General features: G+C 37.0%; 31 protein-coding genes and 2 pseudogenes. 4 read left to right on the forward strand and 29 right to left on the reverse strand.

The window, feature by feature from the left end; all coding sequences use genetic code 11:
* Positions 1-52: 52 nt before the first annotated feature.
* From ACN076_RS06810 to ACN076_RS06950, 29 genes and pseudogenes are all read right to left on the reverse strand, one after another.
* On the reverse strand, positions 53-217 hold the full coding sequence (locus ACN076_RS06810) for a hypothetical protein (RefSeq protein WP_420789666.1): 165 nt from the start codon (positions 215-217) through the stop codon (positions 53-55).
* Entirely contained in the window at positions 207-446 is a 240-nt protein-coding gene (locus ACN076_RS06815) for a DUF3310 domain-containing protein (protein ID WP_420789667.1), read from the reverse strand. Before ACN076_RS06815 ends, ACN076_RS06810 begins: the two co-directional genes overlap by 11 nt.
* Complete coding sequence (locus ACN076_RS06820; RefSeq protein ID WP_420789668.1) at positions 446-847, reverse strand: YopX family protein; 402 nt, start codon at positions 845-847, stop codon at positions 446-448. The genes ACN076_RS06815 and ACN076_RS06820 overlap by 1 nt, the downstream gene beginning before the upstream one ends.
* Before the next feature lie 12 nt (positions 848-859).
* Positions 860-1,138 carry a hypothetical protein gene (locus ACN076_RS06825; RefSeq protein ID WP_254753988.1) on the reverse strand — a complete coding sequence of 93 codons (279 nt, stop codon included), beginning with the start codon at positions 1,136-1,138 and terminating at the stop codon, positions 860-862.
* A 1-nt stretch (position 1,139) separates the two neighbouring features.
* Positions 1,140-1,454, reverse strand: a complete 315-nt coding sequence (locus ACN076_RS06830) for a MazG-like family protein (protein WP_420789669.1) — start codon at positions 1,452-1,454, stop codon at positions 1,140-1,142.
* A complete protein-coding gene (locus ACN076_RS06835; protein WP_420789670.1) occupies positions 1,451-1,711 on the reverse strand; it encodes a DUF1372 family protein in 261 nt (86 codons plus the stop codon). The genes ACN076_RS06830 and ACN076_RS06835 overlap by 4 nt, the downstream gene beginning before the upstream one ends.
* Positions 1,708-1,902, reverse strand: coding sequence for a hypothetical protein (locus ACN076_RS06840; protein WP_420789671.1), 195 nt, complete (start codon positions 1,900-1,902; stop codon positions 1,708-1,710). The genes ACN076_RS06835 and ACN076_RS06840 overlap by 4 nt, the downstream gene beginning before the upstream one ends.
* On the reverse strand, positions 1,902-2,423 hold the full coding sequence (locus ACN076_RS06845) for a DUF1642 domain-containing protein (RefSeq protein ID WP_420789672.1): 522 nt from the start codon (positions 2,421-2,423) through the stop codon (positions 1,902-1,904). The genes ACN076_RS06840 and ACN076_RS06845 overlap by 1 nt, the downstream gene beginning before the upstream one ends.
* 11 nt (positions 2,424-2,434) lie before the next feature.
* Positions 2,435-2,950, reverse strand: coding sequence for a hypothetical protein (locus ACN076_RS06850; RefSeq protein WP_420789673.1), 516 nt, complete (start codon positions 2,948-2,950; stop codon positions 2,435-2,437).
* A complete protein-coding gene (locus ACN076_RS06855; RefSeq protein WP_153192944.1) occupies positions 2,947-3,279 on the reverse strand; it encodes a hypothetical protein in 333 nt (110 codons plus the stop codon). The genes ACN076_RS06850 and ACN076_RS06855 overlap by 4 nt, the downstream gene beginning before the upstream one ends.
* Before the next feature lie 13 nt (positions 3,280-3,292).
* The gene (locus ACN076_RS06860) at positions 3,293-3,502 is read right to left on the reverse strand and encodes a hypothetical protein (protein WP_261127995.1); all 210 of its coding nucleotides are present in this window, start codon (positions 3,500-3,502) and stop codon (positions 3,293-3,295) included.
* A gap of 371 nt (positions 3,503-3,873) precedes the next feature.
* Complete coding sequence (locus ACN076_RS06865) at positions 3,874-4,155, reverse strand: hypothetical protein (protein ID WP_420789674.1); 282 nt, start codon at positions 4,153-4,155, stop codon at positions 3,874-3,876.
* A pseudogene (locus tag ACN076_RS06870) lies at positions 4,155-4,322 on the reverse strand (PD-(D/E)XK nuclease-like domain-containing protein); the annotation flags it as partial. The gene ACN076_RS06865 and the pseudogene ACN076_RS06870, both read right to left, overlap by 1 nt.
* A gap of 94 nt (positions 4,323-4,416) precedes the next feature.
* A complete protein-coding gene (locus ACN076_RS06875) occupies positions 4,417-5,874 on the reverse strand; it encodes an IS1182 family transposase (protein ID WP_101786106.1) in 1,458 nt (485 codons plus the stop codon).
* Positions 5,875-5,937: 63 nt separating this feature from the next.
* A pseudogene (locus ACN076_RS06880) lies at positions 5,938-6,579 on the reverse strand (PD-(D/E)XK nuclease-like domain-containing protein); the annotation flags it as partial.
* On the reverse strand, positions 6,576-7,757 hold the full coding sequence (locus ACN076_RS06885) for a DUF1351 domain-containing protein (protein WP_420789675.1): 1,182 nt from the start codon (positions 7,755-7,757) through the stop codon (positions 6,576-6,578). The gene ACN076_RS06885 and the pseudogene ACN076_RS06880, both read right to left, overlap by 4 nt.
* 1 nt (position 7,758) lies before the next feature.
* Entirely contained in the window at positions 7,759-8,688 is a 930-nt protein-coding gene (locus tag ACN076_RS06890) for a recombinase RecT (protein ID WP_420789676.1), read from the reverse strand.
* An 18-nt stretch (positions 8,689-8,706) separates the two neighbouring features.
* Positions 8,707-8,892 (reverse strand): hypothetical protein, encoded by a 186-nt coding sequence (locus tag ACN076_RS06895; RefSeq protein ID WP_078352975.1) that lies wholly within the window; start codon positions 8,890-8,892, stop codon positions 8,707-8,709.
* Entirely contained in the window at positions 8,889-9,068 is a 180-nt protein-coding gene (locus ACN076_RS06900; protein WP_420789677.1) for a hypothetical protein, read from the reverse strand. The genes ACN076_RS06895 and ACN076_RS06900 overlap by 4 nt, the downstream gene beginning before the upstream one ends.
* 105 nt (positions 9,069-9,173) lie before the next feature.
* Positions 9,174-9,317 (reverse strand): hypothetical protein, encoded by a 144-nt coding sequence (locus ACN076_RS06905; RefSeq protein ID WP_000196747.1) that lies wholly within the window; start codon positions 9,315-9,317, stop codon positions 9,174-9,176.
* A 16-nt stretch (positions 9,318-9,333) separates the two neighbouring features.
* Entirely contained in the window at positions 9,334-9,660 is a 327-nt protein-coding gene (locus ACN076_RS06910; protein ID WP_420789678.1) for a hypothetical protein, read from the reverse strand.
* Positions 9,660-9,914, reverse strand: a complete 255-nt coding sequence (locus ACN076_RS06915) for a hypothetical protein (RefSeq protein WP_420789679.1) — start codon at positions 9,912-9,914, stop codon at positions 9,660-9,662. The genes ACN076_RS06910 and ACN076_RS06915 overlap by 1 nt, the downstream gene beginning before the upstream one ends.
* Before the next feature lie 53 nt (positions 9,915-9,967).
* On the reverse strand, positions 9,968-10,252 hold the full coding sequence (locus ACN076_RS06920; RefSeq protein WP_420789680.1) for a DNA-binding protein: 285 nt from the start codon (positions 10,250-10,252) through the stop codon (positions 9,968-9,970).
* A gap of 245 nt (positions 10,253-10,497) precedes the next feature.
* Positions 10,498-10,683, reverse strand: coding sequence for a hypothetical protein (locus ACN076_RS06925; RefSeq protein WP_420789681.1), 186 nt, complete (start codon positions 10,681-10,683; stop codon positions 10,498-10,500).
* A 255-nt stretch (positions 10,684-10,938) separates the two neighbouring features.
* A complete protein-coding gene (locus tag ACN076_RS06930; protein WP_261014009.1) occupies positions 10,939-11,109 on the reverse strand; it encodes a hypothetical protein in 171 nt (56 codons plus the stop codon).
* The gene (locus tag ACN076_RS06935) at positions 11,106-11,252 is read right to left on the reverse strand and encodes a hypothetical protein (protein WP_420789682.1); all 147 of its coding nucleotides are present in this window, start codon (positions 11,250-11,252) and stop codon (positions 11,106-11,108) included. Before ACN076_RS06935 ends, ACN076_RS06930 begins: the two co-directional genes overlap by 4 nt.
* Before the next feature lie 506 nt (positions 11,253-11,758).
* Positions 11,759-12,475 (reverse strand): phage antirepressor KilAC domain-containing protein, encoded by a 717-nt coding sequence (locus tag ACN076_RS06940; protein ID WP_420789683.1) that lies wholly within the window; start codon positions 12,473-12,475, stop codon positions 11,759-11,761.
* 64 nt (positions 12,476-12,539) lie between these two features.
* Positions 12,540-13,046: a hypothetical protein gene (locus ACN076_RS06945; RefSeq protein ID WP_420789684.1), complete on the reverse strand. Its 507-nt coding sequence runs from the start codon at positions 13,044-13,046 to the stop codon at positions 12,540-12,542.
* A gap of 4 nt (positions 13,047-13,050) precedes the next feature.
* Positions 13,051-13,260: a helix-turn-helix domain-containing protein gene (locus ACN076_RS06950; RefSeq protein ID WP_143877243.1), complete on the reverse strand. Its 210-nt coding sequence runs from the start codon at positions 13,258-13,260 to the stop codon at positions 13,051-13,053.
* 300 nt (positions 13,261-13,560) lie between these two features.
* Here ACN076_RS06950 and ACN076_RS06955 point away from each other — a divergent pair, with 300 nt between their 5' ends.
* From ACN076_RS06955 to ACN076_RS06970, 4 genes are read left to right on the forward strand one after another with little or no spacing between them, the layout of a single operon-like run.
* Complete coding sequence (locus tag ACN076_RS06955) at positions 13,561-13,932, forward strand: helix-turn-helix domain-containing protein (RefSeq protein WP_420790246.1); 372 nt, start codon at positions 13,561-13,563, stop codon at positions 13,930-13,932.
* Positions 13,916-14,299 carry an ImmA/IrrE family metallo-endopeptidase gene (locus ACN076_RS06960; RefSeq protein ID WP_420790247.1) on the forward strand — a complete coding sequence of 128 codons (384 nt, stop codon included), beginning with the start codon at positions 13,916-13,918 and terminating at the stop codon, positions 14,297-14,299. Before ACN076_RS06955 ends, ACN076_RS06960 begins: the two co-directional genes overlap by 17 nt.
* A gap of 2 nt (positions 14,300-14,301) precedes the next feature.
* A complete protein-coding gene (locus ACN076_RS06965) occupies positions 14,302-16,011 on the forward strand; it encodes an AAA family ATPase (protein WP_000262544.1) in 1,710 nt (569 codons plus the stop codon).
* Between the two features lie 54 nt (positions 16,012-16,065).
* Positions 16,066-16,920 (forward strand): DNA adenine methylase, encoded by an 855-nt coding sequence (locus ACN076_RS06970; protein WP_000790386.1) that lies wholly within the window; start codon positions 16,066-16,068, stop codon positions 16,918-16,920.
* The last annotated feature ends 54 nt before the right edge of the window (positions 16,921-16,974 follow it).

A 16,974-nucleotide genomic window follows, 5' to 3' on the forward strand; every position in this document is an offset into this window, starting at 1 on the left:
GACAGAGAGTGTCTTGGCTTTTTTATTTTATTCTTTATTCGTGATCACACTTTCAAATAATTTTTCCATCAAAAACTAGTGTTATTGTACCTGTACCATCTTTGTGTTTAGAAGTCAGCGCACGACAATCTGAGCTCAATTCAACTCCCTCAACTGTGATACTGCGCTTTATCTTGTCAACATTGATGATTGTTCCCATTGATGTTTTAATTCTCATGCTCCATCTCCTCGATAAGCCAGTCAAGATTCTTTCTGGCTTTCTTCAGGTCTTCAAGACCGTTCTTCTCTTTGTAACGAAGTAAATATTCGACAGCGCTGCACCAACGATGCGCTTCCATTTCCGCCTTACCTTTGATGAAATTTCTCGTAACATCCTTCACTTCTAGACCATAAGTCCCTATGTAGTGGTTTGGTTTGTTTATATTGTCAATTATTTCTGGGTTCATTATTTATCCTCCAAAAGATCTGGGTTTTCGTAGATGTTGCCGATGATTTCAAACGGATATGTGTTATTTTCAACTAATTCAGCTAAAGGTTCCTGTTCGTTATATTTTTTCGACTCGAACATAAATAAAGCATGCTCTTCATCCCAAAATACATTCAAATTTATCACTTCATTATCAGTTTCACATGCTAAAATATCCCCCTCAAAGATTTCCTTATCATTCTTATCTTTGAGTCCTGTTGATTGCATTAGTACGATTTCATCAGGATAAGCTGTAATATAATCATTCATTAAAGCATCGTTTAACTCAAATTCTTCAATCTCGCTATCATGAAAAAACATACATTTGACTGACATCAGTCTACCTAATTCATGATGCCACACTCTATATCTTGGTATCATGCCAAATCCTCCTTAGATGAACAAACTAGCTAACCATATCAAAAATGCACATGTAATGATTTTTGAAATACTGCTCTTTACAGCGTATGAATAATCTTCATAAGATTCTTTTTTGCTGGATAACACAGGCCAGATGAAAGATAGTAGTGCATCCATCCCTAAAGCTTGCCAGACTGTAATTTTACCAACTGGAACAATCGTTGTGATAATCTCATTCCATCCATACTGAACTACGAATGGCGATACAACGATTACAAATACCGCCCCAATAATGATTCCTAGTTTTTTCATTTTATAAATCCTTCTCTTTGACAAACGAGCCGTCTACCATCTTGCCTTTACGGTCTTTGATCTCATTCCATGCCATTTGAAAGCACTCAGCAATAGACCAACCTTTCTGCTGACAATAGATGGTCAACACTACCAAAATATCACCCACGGCATCCTTGCCCTCATCATCTCGTTTCTTGAGATGCGCCTGCGCCAGTTCGCCTGCTTCTTCAAATAACTTCAATGCCTGAGACGTGCTGTTGTCTGGATTGTCTAGCCCTCGCTCTTTCGCCCAATGTTCAACATGATGCGCTAATAATTCCATGTTTGTTGTCATAGTAATACCTCATCCCCTATTTTGATTTTCTCAAATTGTTCTCTAGTGACTACGAAAATCCCATAATCACGAATAGTAATCGTGTATAACTTCCCATGTCGTCCTTTCTCAACGACACGGCCAAATATCTCAGCGCCTGCGTTATCCGCCTTGTAGATAACCATCGGCTTCTTCTTTTCTAGTTCTGCAATCCTGTCCATTTGCCAGATATTTAGTCCAGCTGATAGCAGAATCCAGATAGCGATAAATCGTTTCATTCTGTTACCTCCTTGATTTTAACAAATAAGATCTTGCTGGGATTGAGCAACACAATCTCAGGACCAAGATTGATTTCAAGAAGTTGCTTGTTTTCATAACGAAATTTTAATTCATTGATAAAATCATCTCTATCTGTTTTGAATTCTATTTGCTCGCCTCCTAACCCTATGATAAACGTTATTTTCTTCATCACTCCACCTCCTCAATCTCAATCCCTGGGCAATCAAATACCCAGCCGAAATCCGCTTCTTCTAGTTGTTTGCGGGTGTGTTCTGAACGAAATTTTTTATCTAGTGTTATATCCTTTAACGTCCAAGCGTGAAGGTGCTTAATCAAGGTTAAGTAACTATATGAGTCTTCAATCCATTTAAATCTTACATAATACCGCTTCTCTTTCTCAACCTCGTAGCCGTCAAGCCATGCACGGGCGAAGAGATCTCTGTTGGATTTCTTTTGATACCATTCTGTAAATTCCTGGCTTCCATTGCTACAAGCATAATACAACGCATCCTCTAGTTCTGGACTATGTTCTCTTGCACCCTCAATCACATCATCCACAAACTGCTGAACTTTGACTTTTTCTGGCTCGTCTAGTTGTTTGATTAGATCAATTGCAGTTTCGGTCGGAATGCCTTTGACTACAGTTCCAAACATATTCAAACCATAAATCCCGATTTCTTCAAATTCTTTAATCAATTCCTGCTTATTCATCTTCTAACTCCTCAACTCACCTTGTGGCTTTCCAGATTTCCAAATTCTTGGCCATGGTTTACAAAATATGAACCAATCAGGATAGCGTCAGCTTCATCGTCTTTAACGTTAAGGTCGAATTCATCAGACACCTTAGCAACTGCCTGCAGCTTCATCGACTTTTTACTTCGGTCCTTGTAACTAAACTTCCAGTACTTGCGCCAGGTCGATACGTTCACGAAGTACACATTGTCAGCAACCAGTCGGCCAAGAATGATACCTGTCACAATTCCAATACTGATCATGGACTGCTGATTTGGCCCCATGACCGAGTTCTTCTCGACCACAATCGATTCAAAATGGCAGTCGTACTTCTGAAGCGCTCTCGATTGAATAGCTCGCAATTCACTAGCCATGAACCGCCCACGTTCAAAGAACGATTTGCTTTTATGCTTTAAGACACCACTCTGAACAAGGTCAGAGCCGTTAAATACGGCCCAGCCTGTCGCAGTAGTTGAAATGTCCAATGATAATGTCAGTGAACTCATTGCAGTTCTCCCTTGAATCCACAGAGATCAAATAGGTTTCGTTTATTACTCTCAATAAACTCAAAGAACTTCTGAAGTTCGGCTAAGTGGCGCTTTTCTCTCTTGATTCCAAGGCTCGTATGATACTCTGTCGGCATTTTCGGTGTCGCCTTAATATCTAACCAGTAGAGAGGCTCAAACACGTCGCCACTTGTATCAAGAGAAGCATCTGCATCTGTATTTCTAAAATGCATCTGCATATCATATTCAATTTTATTGGTGATCGTGATGGTCTTGTCCACGATTTCAAGTGTGATAGCTGTTCCTGGTATATCGATTTTGTTTAGCATTTATTTTCTCCTTTTAAAAAAGTGTTGTTTGCAAAGGGTACACATCTTCAAATGACACTCCGACTCTTAGACAGTCTCGTTTGATGTCCAGTGTAGAGATGACGTACTTGACACCATTATTTTTCTTGTCATAGTGTGGATAAGTGTAGCCATCATTTTCTATTTTTTCGATGATTTCAGATTTTGTTTCAGGACAGATTTCTGTCCAGTTGATCCATTCCATTTTTATCCTCCCACGATACCGTGCCAGAGATTAGACACTCTTTATCCAACCTGCTAGCAAGTGTGGTCCGATTGTAAATGCCGTGGCTGGTTTCGATACAGTCACTGTAAATATTTTTAATTTGTACGATTTTAAAAAATTCTCCATTTTTTAAAACTTTCACGTAATCGCCTTTTTCAAGTTTCATATTTCTGACCAAACCCCTACGCCTGCCAATTTGTGAGCGAGGCAAGCGTGAGTGAAATTCTTTGCGTCATTCGTCCAAAAGTCACATAAGTGTCACTGACACATTTTCTAGTTCGCAGTTTTACAAGAATGCACGGCTTGTTGATTTTTGAGTTGTTTCCAAAATGGAAATAGTTGGTTTTTGATTATTTCCCCCTCTTAAAAGGGCAATAATTGAATGACAATAAAATCTTCCGATGTTTTTTAACATCACAAACATAGGCATTAAGTAAGGATTCCTCAGTTTTGTATGTTGTTTGATTTTTAACACTTTCATTCCAACGAATAAATCGAGGTTTTAGTCCGGGCCAACCAGAACGACCAAACAAAGCAATACACTCATCTTTATCTTGATGTATTGCAAATGTGATGCCATGAGGACAACCTGTGTCGTGAGTTTCTAGTATGTCTTTTACTTGTTTACTCATCAGACCACCTCCACACGCTGGCTCAAAGCTTTTGTTTTGCAGTATTCACAATGACCACATGGTGTTGCCCATTCTTTACCTTTTTTAACATCGTCAAGATGCTTAATAAGCATAGATAACTCAGATAACTCATACTCGAGTTTTTCCTGCGATTGGAAAACAATCGCTCTGGTATCGGGGAGTCCACTGAAAAAATAGGTCTCTTACTTTTAATGAAATGAAAACCGAGGAATCTCTCGTTAATTTGAGCGAGTTCCTCGGTTATTTTGTATTTATTAAGGTCATAATTCGTTTCATATTGACCACGAAGATGGTTGTGGCTGCCTGTAACTCCATGCTGAAAAGACCCGATGCTCTCGCGACATCAAAGCCATGTCTCTGTTTTAGTTCGGCATTCTTTGCTTCGATTTTATAGCGATGTCTGGCCATTTCTTTAAAATAAGGTGTTTCCTGAAATTTCTTCTGGAAAAGATGGTCGTCACTCTTAATGGCTATTGAATAAGTTTTAGACTTTGCCCCCTCCTTATAACATCCTTCCTTGGAAAGGCAACTCTTGCACTTCTCAATGTCAAAGTAATGAGTGACAACTTGATTCTTATTTTGATATTTTTTCCCTGTCCTTGCTTTGCGAACAGCCATGTGTCCTTCTGGACAGACAAATAGCCCTGCATCTTTATTAAATTCAAACGCATCCTCTTCTTTACGGTAACCTTTTGAAACTGAAGGGTTCAGTTTTGACACCAAATGAATCTTTTCTTTGCGAGCTAGTTGAATATTGTCCTTTCCTGAATAAGCCGCATCACCAATAATAGTCTCGATGTCCAGACTATTTTCCTTTGTTTTGGCATATAACTCAGGTAAATATTTCCCATCGCTTTGTTCACCAGAAGTGACCACACAAGCAGTAATAATCCGTTCATCCGTCATAGCGATATGACTTTTATATCCATAGAAAGAGCTGTCGGCTGTCTTATGTCCAAGCCTAGCCTCCTCCTTAACAGAAGCTTCCAAGTGTTCTAAGTCGTCCTCGACAGCCTCTTTTAGGTAATTGAACTTTTGAGACACAGCCGGTAGGGCTAAGAGTTCCTCGTGTTTTTCAACCACAGCCATTAATTCCTCTGTATAGGTCAACTCTGCTTCGAGGTTATCTTCCTGAGGTTTCTTTGGAAATTCTATTTTGATATCTTCTGAATGTTGATAAATTGTTTTACGTAAAGCTTTTGAACGCTCTCTAAGGATTTCTTGGGGTTTCTTATGATTATAATGAGATTTGGTGTGAGTGGCATCCACAATGAGGATTTTACTCTTAATCAAGTTATGTTCGAGTGCAATTTGAACAGACTTCTGAATCAATACATCAAGCAGTTTATCATCTTTAATTCTTAGCTTTCTAAATTTTGTCAAAGAGGATGGCTCGATAACAGAATCCTCAGGAGCTAGACCAAGAAAAAATTTAAAGGCCATATCTGACAAGGAACGTCCTACCACATCTACATCTGATAACTTATAAATATCTTTTAACAAGAGATATTTGAACATCATAATCGGTGAATAAGCTTTACGCCCAAAATCGGGACGATAATTCTTTTCTAGTTCATCATAAATAAAGCTAAAATCACAGAGTTCAGTTAGCTGACGTAAAAAGTGGGTTTTAGGAACCACGATATCATACAAACTAGAATAAGGACTGACATCCATAGTTAACTGATTATCAAGCATTATTTCACCTCATCTCTAGTATAACAAAAAAGCCATCAATTTAATGACTTTTTCAGTAGGCTCGGTATCGGGGGTCGTCTCTTTTGTCACTGCGTAGATGATAGGGGTGAACTTTTTGCCATACTTCTCTTCTAGCATTTTCTTATACGCTGCCATCTGCAAGATATATCCCCAAGCTTCGAACCAGCGGACTTGAATATTTCGCCCGCTTGCTTCATCCTGAACCCAAACCATGCTATCAATGTCAGATTTCGTGGTCTTAATATCCACGAAATACCCTTTTTCAACATTGAGACAGTCAATCTTGCCTTTAAATTCCACTCCTTCGATTTCGCCTGTGACAGCAACCTCTTTCTGACCGACATAATACTCCATAAATTGCTTGTCAGCTTCCAGTCGCTCGATCATTCGCTGGCCGACTAAGAAGTCAGATTTTAACTGACCTTTGGTTTTCCCGGTTTTCGAAATCATGACATCTGCATTTTCATCCATAAACTTCTTATGTGCTTCTGGACTTTCAAAATAGCTGTGAACCATGTTACCAACCAAGAGGGCTGTGTTGTCTCTTTGGTCTTCCCATTCTCCCTCTAGCTCCGCCAATGCCCGTGCTTCGCACTCCCTAAATCGCTTGTATTGCGAGATGGACCAGTAGCGACGTGCAGAATCTACCGAGTAGTAATCTTTTCCAAGTAAATCCATTGTCATTTCATCTCCACCTTTACTGATTTTGTTTGTGGCTCAAATTGAACGCCATGAGCATTGAGCCATTCTTTAAATTGCTCCTTTGTTTCCTTTGCGTTTTCTGCTGGAAAAATTAAATCTACAGTAAATTTGTAACCATATTTTTTAACGCCATCCTCAGAAGCCATATTTTGCGATTTTCGGCCTGTTTCTTGCTCTAGGGTATGATTGCCCCCTGAACTGCTTTCTGACCCAAATTCAGGCTGATTTTGGGCGTAGAATTGATCCTGAGTATCTTGTTTCGCTTCTGCTTTGGTCCGTCTAAGTTCATCTGCGTCTGCATGTAAGATATCAATAGTATCCAAAGCAGAGCGCCCCTCTCTTAGCAAATCAACGTACTTTTCAGGATTCAAACCTTTAGCTACTGCGATAGCAGTCATTTCATCAATACGCTTTTTTAGTTCGGTTTCCGCTTTAGCTCGTTCAGCTAATGTCTTGTCATCAAGAATTGCTTGCAAAACATCAACAAGTTTCGCTCCCTGGTCATAACTGCGAATGTAGACAGTAGGTCCGAAACCAGCTTTAGCTGCCGCTTCTGTAATCTGGATAAGTCCAGCTTCACGTTGTTGCTTCTTAGCGGCTTCTTCTGCAACCAATCCGACAATCATCTTAGAAGTAGCTTGATTGATTCGCACATTATCGGCCATAAAACACTTCTTCTTGCTAAAATCGTCAAAGTAAATAGCAAACAGCTTGATGTCAAGTTCTGTACCACTTTCTGCGATTGCAGATTCAAAAGCTTCTCTGACCGTTTCCTTTCGGGCTTCTGTCTCTCTCTCCTCAAACTCCCTGATTTGATTTTTAATGTCTGTCTGCAAAGTTTTGATAGGGTCTAATATGCTATCAACCCAAGCCTTTGCTTCGTCAAGAGGTTTAGAGTATTCTGAAAGCTGGTTTTTAAGTTCTTGTTCAATCTGACGCTGTACTCGTCCCAACTCGTCTTTGACTTTAATGTCATCTGATAAAGTTTCTTCTGTAACGATATAGCCAGCGTATTTCTTTTTGTAGGACTCTAAAGCTTGCTCCAAAACTTCTTTGCCTTGGATTTCGATTTCAGCAGCTTTTAGAACAAAACCAATCTCTAAATCTGTTACTGGAACGAGTTCTAGACTATCCGTTACATCTTTTAATTCTTCAACCATTTTAGAAATCCTCCCCTTCTAGCATGTCCATTTGACCATTTTCTGGCTCTTGGTCAATTACTACGCCTGTTTCTTCGTCAAAGTCTGGAGTTTCATTTACTGAGGAGCTTGCATCTGTGGTTGTCAACTCCTGGTTGATAACCTCTTTTTTTGGTTTTTCAGTCACTTCTTCAGAAGCTCCAAGGATGCTATCCAATGTTTCAGCCTCTTCTCTCACTGGTTCAGCTTCTTTCACTTGACGACCATTGTCATACTCATCAGCAATTGTGTTATTGATTGCTCCGGCGAACAAGTCGCTGTCATTGCTTGTGTTGATAAACATTTTAGCTGCACGATTGATAACCGTTCTCATAGCCATCTGATCAGGGAAATCTATTTGAACATTTTTCGTTTTCGCTTTAGACCAAGACTTGTCAATTTGTTTTTTAGTCATGACTTCAAAGAACTCTTCTCCATCCGTTCGAGTGATGATGCAATAAGCAGCAATTATTGGATTATCTGCGTTCCGCCAATCTGTCTCATGCTTGACTAACTTTTTACGCCCGTTTTCAACTGCTACATCTAGCGTGTCACCTTCGTAAACAACATTTGCAGTAACGTCTTTCACCTCTTGCAAATCTTTAGTAACTTTAATGGTCCCAAAATAAGACATTCTCAATTGGACGTCAGAGCCGTATTTGATAAAGTAGCATTGCTTTTTAGCTGGGCTTAGTCCTTGGGTTACCATTTCTAACAATGCGTTATAAACGCTGTCTTGAGTGCATTGCTGGAGCAAATTCCCACTATTGGAATTTTTTAGAGCATAATATGCCGAACTCAGCGCATTGCTAACGCTATAATTCGGTGCGATCATTAGCCCTTCGTTTTGCATTTCTCCAATGCGTGCTGCAACTGATGATGTAATTTGTTTTTGTGTTAGTTCGTAACTCATTTTATTCCCATCTTTCTTTTAGTAATTAAACATTGTCCCACAGTATCCAGCATCTTCTAATGCTAATTTTCGAAAATAATGTAACATGTCGTTAATACTCATTTTTCTAACCATTTTCTCGGTTAGATACTCGCCGTCAGTTTCTGCCTTCATTTCCTCTCTAAGTTCTTGTTTCCATTTTTTGTAATACAATCGTTTTTTCATTTCTTTCTACCTTTCGTCTTCTTAAGGTTCCAATTTTCACGCTTCAAGCGTCGATTTTCGTTTTGCAATTTCAAAATAATATTTTGTTGTTCGTTGATGATTTGCCCCAGCTCTCGGCCGAGATGAATATATTCAGCTCGCCAGTTGTCGATTTCTGCGTGTAATTCTTCAATCATACTTCATCACCCACATATCGACGTCTACCGCATCCGATATCCACATACTGGCTTGGGTCAAGTTCTTCTCGTTCTTCAGGCGGTTGCATCATATCTCTGTCATAATCAAACATGAGCATACACCTTTCCAAGCTCAAGCACTCGTTTCACATATCTAGCCTTGGATGTTAGCCCAAGATCCAGCAATTCGTTTTTTTCTTCATGATTGGCCAAAAGCCATACACGGTTTTCAAGTTCAATTCTAGTCATTAACGTCCCCTTTGCTCTATCCAAAACGCTTTGCATAGCGTGCTCTTCGTGGTTCTGGTAATGCTAATGGTTCAGGACGTAAACCTTCAGGGCGTTCATTATCAAACGTAAATCCTTGAAACTCTCTGCGGATGTTTTGACGGATTTCCTCACGTTCAAGCTCACGACCGATTTCAACCGCTTCGTTAAACGCTTGTATAATCTTCGTGTCACGTTCTTCTAACTTGCGTTGTTTTTCAAGTTCGTGCAGTTCCATTTGTCGTGCTAGAATCCCAGCTCCAATGAATCCTAAAAGCACTGCACCAGTTCCTAAAAGCTGGTTGATTAATGGTGGTTCAAACATTATTCTTCCTCCTCGTCTACTTCTGGCAAATTCTCTTTAATCGATCGTTCTGGATCCATGCCATTTAATACGTCTTTGATGACATGTGAGATGTCGTGGATTACTTTCAATGGCTTTTCTAACTCATTAGGTAGCCCTAAAAGTTTTACAGTTAGCAATCCAAGCATAGATAATTTATGTAGCTTCTCTTGTAGCTGTTCAATGCGTTCAATTTTTTCCTGTTGCGCTTTGATAATTTGGTCTTTGTCAATCATTGTTTTTCTCCTCTAAATCTTTAATTTTTGTTAAAAAATTTATGCCGTTTCTTCTAATTAGCAGTACGTTGCCAATTGTTGTGATACCATTGAATTACGGCATCCCTTGGATATTTCTCACGTTTTCCTTTTATCCGTGGAAAATCCTGATGACTATTAAAACGATCATCAAACGTTCCTGTGTCTCTTGTGCCAAGTAACATCTCAGAACATTGCGACTTGTTTAATTCCATCGGATAACGTTTCTTTTCATCTGTGATGACGTTCATCACTTTTAAAGTTCTATCCATCAATCCAGCTTCAAACTGGTCTAATAATTGATTCATTAAGTCATTCATGATATAATTTCCTTGAATATTTTTAGTTAGTGCCTGATTGCCGTCAGGTGCTTTTTTGTATTTATTTTTTCTACCCTCTCTTTTATTTAGAGAAGTAGGACTTGTTGTTAATTAATATTTATTGTTATTTAATACTTGTTGTTAGTTAATATTTATTAGTGCCTTATTTTACTGATTTGTAAAATACTGATTTGTAAAATACAGATTTGTAAAATACAGATTTGTAAAATAAGGAAATGTAACTGCTAATCTGTAGATAACTTTTGTAAAGCTTCTTCCAATCTCTGTAGCATAATTTCAAATTGAAAATCGGTAATTTTAACATCTGAGAAGAACCGAAATGTCTGAACTCCTTTACCTCGTCCGAGACTCTTTTTAAAAGTTCTGAGATAACCAGCTTTCTCTATCTTCTTGAAATGCCTATCTACCATATCCCGACTCACCCCTAAGCGCTTTGCAATTTCTTCTGGATAAACAATCCAGTTTTCTTTATTGCTGAGAACTACCATCAAGATGCCGATAGAAGCAGGTTCTAGGTTCGAATCTTTGAGAAAATCATTGCTGACAGAAGTGTAATCGTTAATTGGATTTTTGAAAGATTAGTTGAAGATCCAATTTTTTAAAATTTGTCATAACTTCTCCTTTCTATTTCTAATCTCCTTATCTGCTGCTCATTCAAGTCGTTTCTAGATAACTTTTTCTAGTCTTTTAGAAATGATTTCTACATCCGAGTCGTCCAGTTTCAACTGGTCGGCTTTTTCATTTAAACGAGCTTCGACAACTTGGTTAATTTCAATCCATTCTCGTTTTGTAAATTGACTTCTGAATTTTAGAAATTCGTTTATTGTTTCTTTCATACCCTCGTCTTGCTTTCCAGCGCCCTGAGTTCTATCTCATGGCTGACTTGTTTCAATAGCTTCTCACATGCTATTTTAGCTTCTCTGTAAGTTGTATTCTCGCTGATTAAGTAATCAGCTAGTTCAATGACTTTATCTTCCAATATTGCCTCCAAAAATCAGTCTTAAGACCGATGCGTTAATCAACTTGATTTTGCATAATGAATATATCTTTACGAAGGGAGGACGCTTTATTTGTCCGAGTTTTTGTATAGAAATGTGATCAACCTTTGAAAAACGTTCTCACTAATGAACATCAGTCTTTCCAACTGACAAGTAACTAGTGTGGAGAAAAGGGAATGAGTTATCGACCTGCCGTGCTTTTGTGATAGCAAATGTACGAGTAGGGTGGAAACTTTAACTCTTTCCCCAGAACTTCCCGAGAATTAGTATTCGCAGTGAATGATGCATGTGTAGGAAGTGGAACCTCCGAAGTGATTTCAGTCTTACCAACGTTGATCTATAAAAAATCCACACCTCCAGCGACTTGGTAACTTGCTGGAGTATTTTTATCCATTATTGCAGAACTAAACTCTAGGCAATTCAACCAGTAATTTCACAAATAACTCAGCACTGTTGTTTTCAGCCGTGCTTTTTAATTTGAATTTCCCTACCCCGCTACTTCATCTTTACTCAAGAACTTTTTGATAAAGTACTGTTGCCCCTTGCCAGTGACTTTGACGGTCTTGCTGACAGAGATATGTCCGTCTGGATGTGTGATGGTTGACTCCTTGATTTCAAAGAGTTTCATCTCCATGCTTCGTTGTGTTGGCATGTTCCAGTCAGAGCCTTTTCGCTTGATCAAGTAGCCATTTTCACACAACCAGACAAAAAGACGATTTCCTCCGATTTTGTAGCCGTTTTGACTGATGAGTTTAGCAAGGTCTCCGACCAAAATAGATGTGTGACTAGCACTCACAGCGTCCGCAAAGAGTACCTTCGGTTTATCAGCCTCGATCTGAGCTTCCAGTTTATGAACCTTCTTGTCTGCCATGAGCAAGGCTCTTGCCATAATCTTCTCAGGGCTGTTGAAGTCCTTTTCTACTTGGATGAAGTATTGTCGGACTTCTTTTCCTTTATCCGTTCGCTGAATCATGGCGATTTCCTTAGCCATGTCTAGCTTGATGATGTGGTCAGTCGCTCTGCGTCCTCCTGTACTTTCCGACAAAAATGTCGAAAAGTCTTCGTTTTCTGTAAATCCATATTCAGTCATGCGTGGGAACCATTTATCATATGGTGTTTTTACTCCCAATGCCTCATGCAACTGACGACCAGACACAATCGGATCGTGATTATCATTCACAGTCACTTTAATAACTTCGTTCATGTCATTCCTCCTATTCCTCAAATCTTTCCGTTTAGTATCTGACTTTGTCAGGTACTTTTTTGTTTTACAATTCTGGAAATTCTTGTTTTAATTTTGTTAGACGGACGTTGTACCTATCCAAAAAGAAATTTTTAAATTCGTTATATGTTTCCAAAGCGTTTTGAAACTCATCATCTGTCAAATCTTTTATTACTGTTGCACCATGTAGAGATAAAACAAGAGATTTTAATTGTTCATGGATGAGGGAACTATAAAGATTCGGTTTCGAATGATAGTAAATTCCTTTTCTATCCCTCAATCTGTTTGTTAAAAATATTTTAGAGTCACTACCAATATTACTGTCCCAACGGATCCCTGTTATGATTGGATAGATTTCACTACCTATTTCTCTCTTATAAGGATTTTGAAGTAAATCAAGGACTTTAGGATGATTGTTATTTACGATACGAATGTCTTCATCAGTGATAGCGACTTGACCAAAATCTTTTCTAACCTTAACTATTTTATTGGCGACTGCTTCAGCAATCATTTCTTGTAATTCACGTTTACTTATTGTAATTACTTCTTCCATTTTCCTACTCCTCAAACTTTTCCCACGACTCACTGATTCGCAATTTTTTATTAATGCGAAGCTTCAAGTCATCACTTCCTTTACCATCTTTGAAAAGTTGCGTGATGGCCGACGGACTAACGCCTACAACAATAGCCAAATCAGTCTGCGACCACCCACGTTTTTCAATTCGCTCCTTTACAAGCTCAATCCATTTACGGTGTTGTTGGCTCATGCGACCTCCTCCTTTTTAATTAATTAAGTTAAAGAGTTAGTAAATTATTTTATAAAACGCTTGACAGCTTTTAGCGTATCTGCTAAAATGAAAGCATAATTAAAAACCTTGATAAAACCTTATATCTATCAACTTACTCGCTCACTAAAGCTATTTATTTTTAGATAAGTTTTAACTTCGTTTTTTACTAACTCATTAACTTACAAAAACTATTTTAGCGTAAACGCAAAATAATGTCAACTACTTTTTGCGTATTTTATAAAATATTTTTTGTCATGTCTTAGAAAGGCTGATAAATCAATGTTTTCTACTTTTGAAATCGTAAAAGATTTATGTGAAAAACAAGGGATTTCGCTAAATACTTTAGAAGATAAACTAAAACTAGGCAAAAATTCTTTGTATGGGTTGAAGAGGAATCAACCTTCTGCCGAACGGCTACAACAAATCGCCGACTACTTCAACGTGTCAACCGACTACCTGCTCGGACGAACAGATAATCCGACTATTGCAAAGGATACCGTCACTACTCCAGACGGCCGTGTAGTTGACTTGTCAAATCTTCGTGAACGTGTTGTTCTGTTCGACGGTAAGCCACTCTCTGACGATGATGTGGACAAGATTGCTCAAATCATTAAACTCTCTTTGGGGGTATCGGATATTGAAAGTAAATGAACTCTTAGACGAATACCAAGTCACACTCTATCTCTTCCCTGAAACCATGTGGGAGCGTAGAGGCTTCTATTTCCCCGATGAGCGCATTATTTACGTCAATGGGGATTTACCTCTAGAGGAGCGAGAAAAGGTTATCCTGCACGAATTGGGGCATATAAACCACAATCCAGCACATTACAAGCGATTGCTATACAAATACGAGAACGAAGCAGACCGCTTCATGATTAGACATCTCATCTCTGAAGAACTCGCACAGTACGAAGTATCAGACTTCAACTGGCTCCAATTTGCTGAAAGACACAAGATTTCGACAACTTGGGGTGAAGATATGATTCAGGAAGAGTTTAAGAATATTGTAGGAGTGTAAATATGGTCTATATCAAAGAACTTAAAATAAAAGATTTCAGGTTGATAAAAGAGTTGTCTTTTCAACCATCAAATTACGTTAATATAATTTCAGGAAAAAACGGAACTGGAAAATCTACAATTCTTGGAATGATTGCCCAAGGTTTTTCATATAATAATAAAGTCATTGAATTTATTTCTCCAGAGTGTCAAGAACTTAATAAAACAAAATTTTCTAAATTAGACCGTGACCAAGATTCAGAACTTATAACTGAGTATAATTCCATTCTTACTCATTTTGGTAAACCATTTGAATCCTCTTCAAATGAACATTTTAAACTGTCTGAAAAAGATATTAGAGAAACCGAACATATCAATATAACTTTAGATAATAATGAACACTTCAAACTTAAAACTACTAATCATAAAGACAGAATCTTGCCTCGTTTTGTAACTAGACGGGATAATAATGAATCCGCCAATTATATCCATCCTGTTATTTACCTTGGTCTTGATCGACTAACACCATTAGTCAAAACTAGAAATAAAAATTTTGTTCTTGATATTTCAGAACAAGATAAGGAAGATATCCATATTTTATATAAATCCGTATTGCTTAAAGATTATCCTAATAATTTAACTGCCACTGAGACTAATACAAAAAAGCAAACTGCTGCATATATAGATCCTGAACGTACAATAGAAATGATTTCCTCAGGAGAAGATATTGTTGGACAACTATTACTTGCATTGTATTCATTTAAAAAATTAAAAGATAATTATCCGGATGATTATAAAGGTGGAATTTTATTAGTTGACGAAGTTGATGCAACACTATACCCTGCTGCACAAAATAAACTTCTCGATATATTTTTAGAAAAAGCTCGAGCATGGAATATACAAATATTCGTAACTACTCATTCACTTACTCTTTTAGAACATCTTGAAACAGAAAAAATAAAAAACCAAAGAGTAAATCGCGATGTTAAAATTTTTACAACCAATGAATCTGATATTTCAGATATCAAAATAACTGAACTTGACTTTTTATATAAGTTTAAAAATGAATTACTAGCCCAAGTAAATCAAGAACTAATATTAGATAAAGTAAAAATTTATTTTGAAGACTCTGAAGCATATTTTGTTTTCAAAAGTCTAATTCAAGGATTTAAAGATAGTAATAATTTAGCTATTTCAAAAAGAATCAAGTCGATCAATGGAGTTAGTATTTCTTCAAGCCAATATCAATCGCTTCACAAACATAAAGTTCCTGAATTTACAAAAAACTCCATTATATGTTTAGATGGTGATCAAGAAATAGACAATAGTAAGTACAAAAATTTTATTACCCTACCTAATCATGGCTCAAAAGTTAATCCAGAAGAATTTGTTTTTGATATATTAAACGATCCAAACTCTGGATTTTGGAAGCAGACTAATGATGGCTATAATTATTCAGTTTTTATGAATAATCCCAAGTACCATGTTCTAGAATTCATAAAGAACGGCTCATATGAAGAAGAATATAAAAAACAAAATGGTACATACAAAAATACAAAACCTAGAGAAGTTTGGAAGGATTGGTTTAATGATGAAAAATCAAATTGGAAAGGGCAAAATAATCCAATAGTGTATTGGAAGAATAAGAATCTTGATTCTGTTAATGAATTTGAAAAATCATTAAAAAAAGCATACGATTTTGTGGCCAAAAATAATAAAATACCTGGATTATAAAACTGGCCAAAATTTTTTAAATAGGGTATTATAAATAGAAAGGAGGAATGATTTATGAAAAATATTAGCCCTTTAAGATATCCAGGTGGAAAGTCTCAAATTTACGATTATGTTAGAGAGCTCGTTGTAGCTAACAATTCAACAACTTATATTGAGCCTTATATGGGCGGAATGGGAATTGCTTTGAGGTTACTTTTTAATAATGACGTAGAAAAAATCATGGTAAATGATTTTGATAAAGCAATTTATGCTTTTTGGTATTCTGTGTTAAATTATACTGAACAGCTGATTAAAAAAATTGAGACCACACCTGTCACTATCGAAGAATGGAAAATTCAAAGAGATATCCAGAATAATAAAGATAATTGTGAGGATCTGCTTTCTCTAGGTTTTTCAACTTTGTTCCTCAATCGTACAAATCGTTCAGGAATTATAAAAGCAGGTGTAATTGGTGGATTAAAACAAGACGGAGATTACAAACTTGATTGTCGATTCAATAGAGAAAAAATTATTGAGAAAATTACATTGATTGCATCTCTAAAAAAACGTATTAAACTTTATAATATGGATGCTGAAAAGTTTATTCGTTTAAATATTTCTAGAACAAAAAATTCTTTTACATTTTTTGATCCACCTTATTATAAAAAAGGACCTGGATTATATACAAACTTCTATAATCATGAAAATCATCTTAGTTTAGCCAAATCCATAAAAAAATATATGTCTAATAAAAATTGGATTCTTACATATGATGTTTCTGATGAAATTTTTAAAATGTATAGCAACCTTAGGAATGAAAAGTATTATCTAAATTATTCTGTGACAAAACCTAGTAAAGGAATTGAATATATTTTTTACTCGGAACAATTAATTATTCCAAAAGAAACACAATTTTTGAAAAAAGCTTAAATAAAAATCCCCACACTCTCCGACGAGTCCACTGAAAAAATAGGTCTCTTACTT

Source organism: Streptococcus sp. K0074 (assembly GCF_048843365.1).
Taxonomy (GTDB): domain Bacteria; phylum Bacillota; class Bacilli; order Lactobacillales; family Streptococcaceae; genus Streptococcus; species Streptococcus mitis_BM.

Excerpts from the sequence above, each read along its gene's own strand:
- ACN076_RS06810 (WP_420789666.1), bottom strand. The coding sequence starts at position 217 with ATGAGAATTAAAACATCAATGGGAACAATCATCAATGTTGACAAGATA.
- ACN076_RS06815 (WP_420789667.1), bottom strand. The coding sequence starts at position 446 with ATGAACCCAGAAATAATTGACAATATAAACAAACCAAACCACTACATA.
- ACN076_RS06820 (WP_420789668.1), bottom strand. The coding sequence starts at position 847 with ATGATACCAAGATATAGAGTGTGGCATCATGAATTAGGTAGACTGATG.
- ACN076_RS06825 (WP_254753988.1), bottom strand. The coding sequence starts at position 1,138 with ATGAAAAAACTAGGAATCATTATTGGGGCGGTATTTGTAATCGTTGTA.
- ACN076_RS06830 (WP_420789669.1), bottom strand. The coding sequence starts at position 1,454 with ATGACAACAAACATGGAATTATTAGCGCATCATGTTGAACATTGGGCG.
- ACN076_RS06835 (WP_420789670.1), bottom strand. The coding sequence starts at position 1,711 with ATGAAACGATTTATCGCTATCTGGATTCTGCTATCAGCTGGACTAAAT.
- ACN076_RS06840 (WP_420789671.1), bottom strand. The coding sequence starts at position 1,902 with ATGAAGAAAATAACGTTTATCATAGGGTTAGGAGGCGAGCAAATAGAA.
- ACN076_RS06845 (WP_420789672.1), bottom strand. The coding sequence starts at position 2,423 with ATGAATAAGCAGGAATTGATTAAAGAATTTGAAGAAATCGGGATTTAT.
- ACN076_RS06850 (WP_420789673.1), bottom strand. The coding sequence starts at position 2,950 with ATGAGTTCACTGACATTATCATTGGACATTTCAACTACTGCGACAGGC.
- ACN076_RS06855 (WP_153192944.1), bottom strand. The coding sequence starts at position 3,279 with ATGCTAAACAAAATCGATATACCAGGAACAGCTATCACACTTGAAATC.
- ACN076_RS06860 (WP_261127995.1), bottom strand. The coding sequence starts at position 3,502 with ATGGAATGGATCAACTGGACAGAAATCTGTCCTGAAACAAAATCTGAA.
- ACN076_RS06865 (WP_420789674.1), bottom strand. The coding sequence starts at position 4,155 with ATGAGTAAACAAGTAAAAGACATACTAGAAACTCACGACACAGGTTGT.
- ACN076_RS06875 (WP_101786106.1), bottom strand. The coding sequence starts at position 5,874 with ATGCTTGATAATCAGTTAACTATGGATGTCAGTCCTTATTCTAGTTTG.
- ACN076_RS06885 (WP_420789675.1), bottom strand. The coding sequence starts at position 7,757 with ATGGTTGAAGAATTAAAAGATGTAACGGATAGTCTAGAACTCGTTCCA.
- ACN076_RS06890 (WP_420789676.1), bottom strand. The coding sequence starts at position 8,688 with ATGAGTTACGAACTAACACAAAAACAAATTACATCATCAGTTGCAGCA.
- ACN076_RS06895 (WP_078352975.1), bottom strand. The coding sequence starts at position 8,892 with ATGAAAAAACGATTGTATTACAAAAAATGGAAACAAGAACTTAGAGAG.
- ACN076_RS06900 (WP_420789677.1), bottom strand. The coding sequence starts at position 9,068 with ATGATTGAAGAATTACACGCAGAAATCGACAACTGGCGAGCTGAATAT.
- ACN076_RS06905 (WP_000196747.1), bottom strand. The coding sequence starts at position 9,317 with ATGACTAGAATTGAACTTGAAAACCGTGTATGGCTTTTGGCCAATCAT.
- ACN076_RS06910 (WP_420789678.1), bottom strand. The coding sequence starts at position 9,660 with ATGTTTGAACCACCATTAATCAACCAGCTTTTAGGAACTGGTGCAGTG.
- ACN076_RS06915 (WP_420789679.1), bottom strand. The coding sequence starts at position 9,914 with ATGATTGACAAAGACCAAATTATCAAAGCGCAACAGGAAAAAATTGAA.
- ACN076_RS06920 (WP_420789680.1), bottom strand. The coding sequence starts at position 10,252 with ATGAATGACTTAATGAATCAATTATTAGACCAGTTTGAAGCTGGATTG.
- ACN076_RS06925 (WP_420789681.1), bottom strand. The coding sequence starts at position 10,683 with ATGGTAGATAGGCATTTCAAGAAGATAGAGAAAGCTGGTTATCTCAGA.
- ACN076_RS06930 (WP_261014009.1), bottom strand. The coding sequence starts at position 11,109 with ATGAAAGAAACAATAAACGAATTTCTAAAATTCAGAAGTCAATTTACA.
- ACN076_RS06940 (WP_420789683.1), bottom strand. The coding sequence starts at position 12,475 with ATGAACGAAGTTATTAAAGTGACTGTGAATGATAATCACGATCCGATT.
- ACN076_RS06945 (WP_420789684.1), bottom strand. The coding sequence starts at position 13,046 with ATGGAAGAAGTAATTACAATAAGTAAACGTGAATTACAAGAAATGATT.
- ACN076_RS06950 (WP_143877243.1), bottom strand. The coding sequence starts at position 13,260 with ATGAGCCAACAACACCGTAAATGGATTGAGCTTGTAAAGGAGCGAATT.
- ACN076_RS06955 (WP_420790246.1), top strand. The coding sequence starts at position 13,561 with ATGTTTTCTACTTTTGAAATCGTAAAAGATTTATGTGAAAAACAAGGG.
- ACN076_RS06965 (WP_000262544.1), top strand. The coding sequence starts at position 14,302 with ATGGTCTATATCAAAGAACTTAAAATAAAAGATTTCAGGTTGATAAAA.
- ACN076_RS06970 (WP_000790386.1), top strand. The coding sequence starts at position 16,066 with ATGAAAAATATTAGCCCTTTAAGATATCCAGGTGGAAAGTCTCAAATT.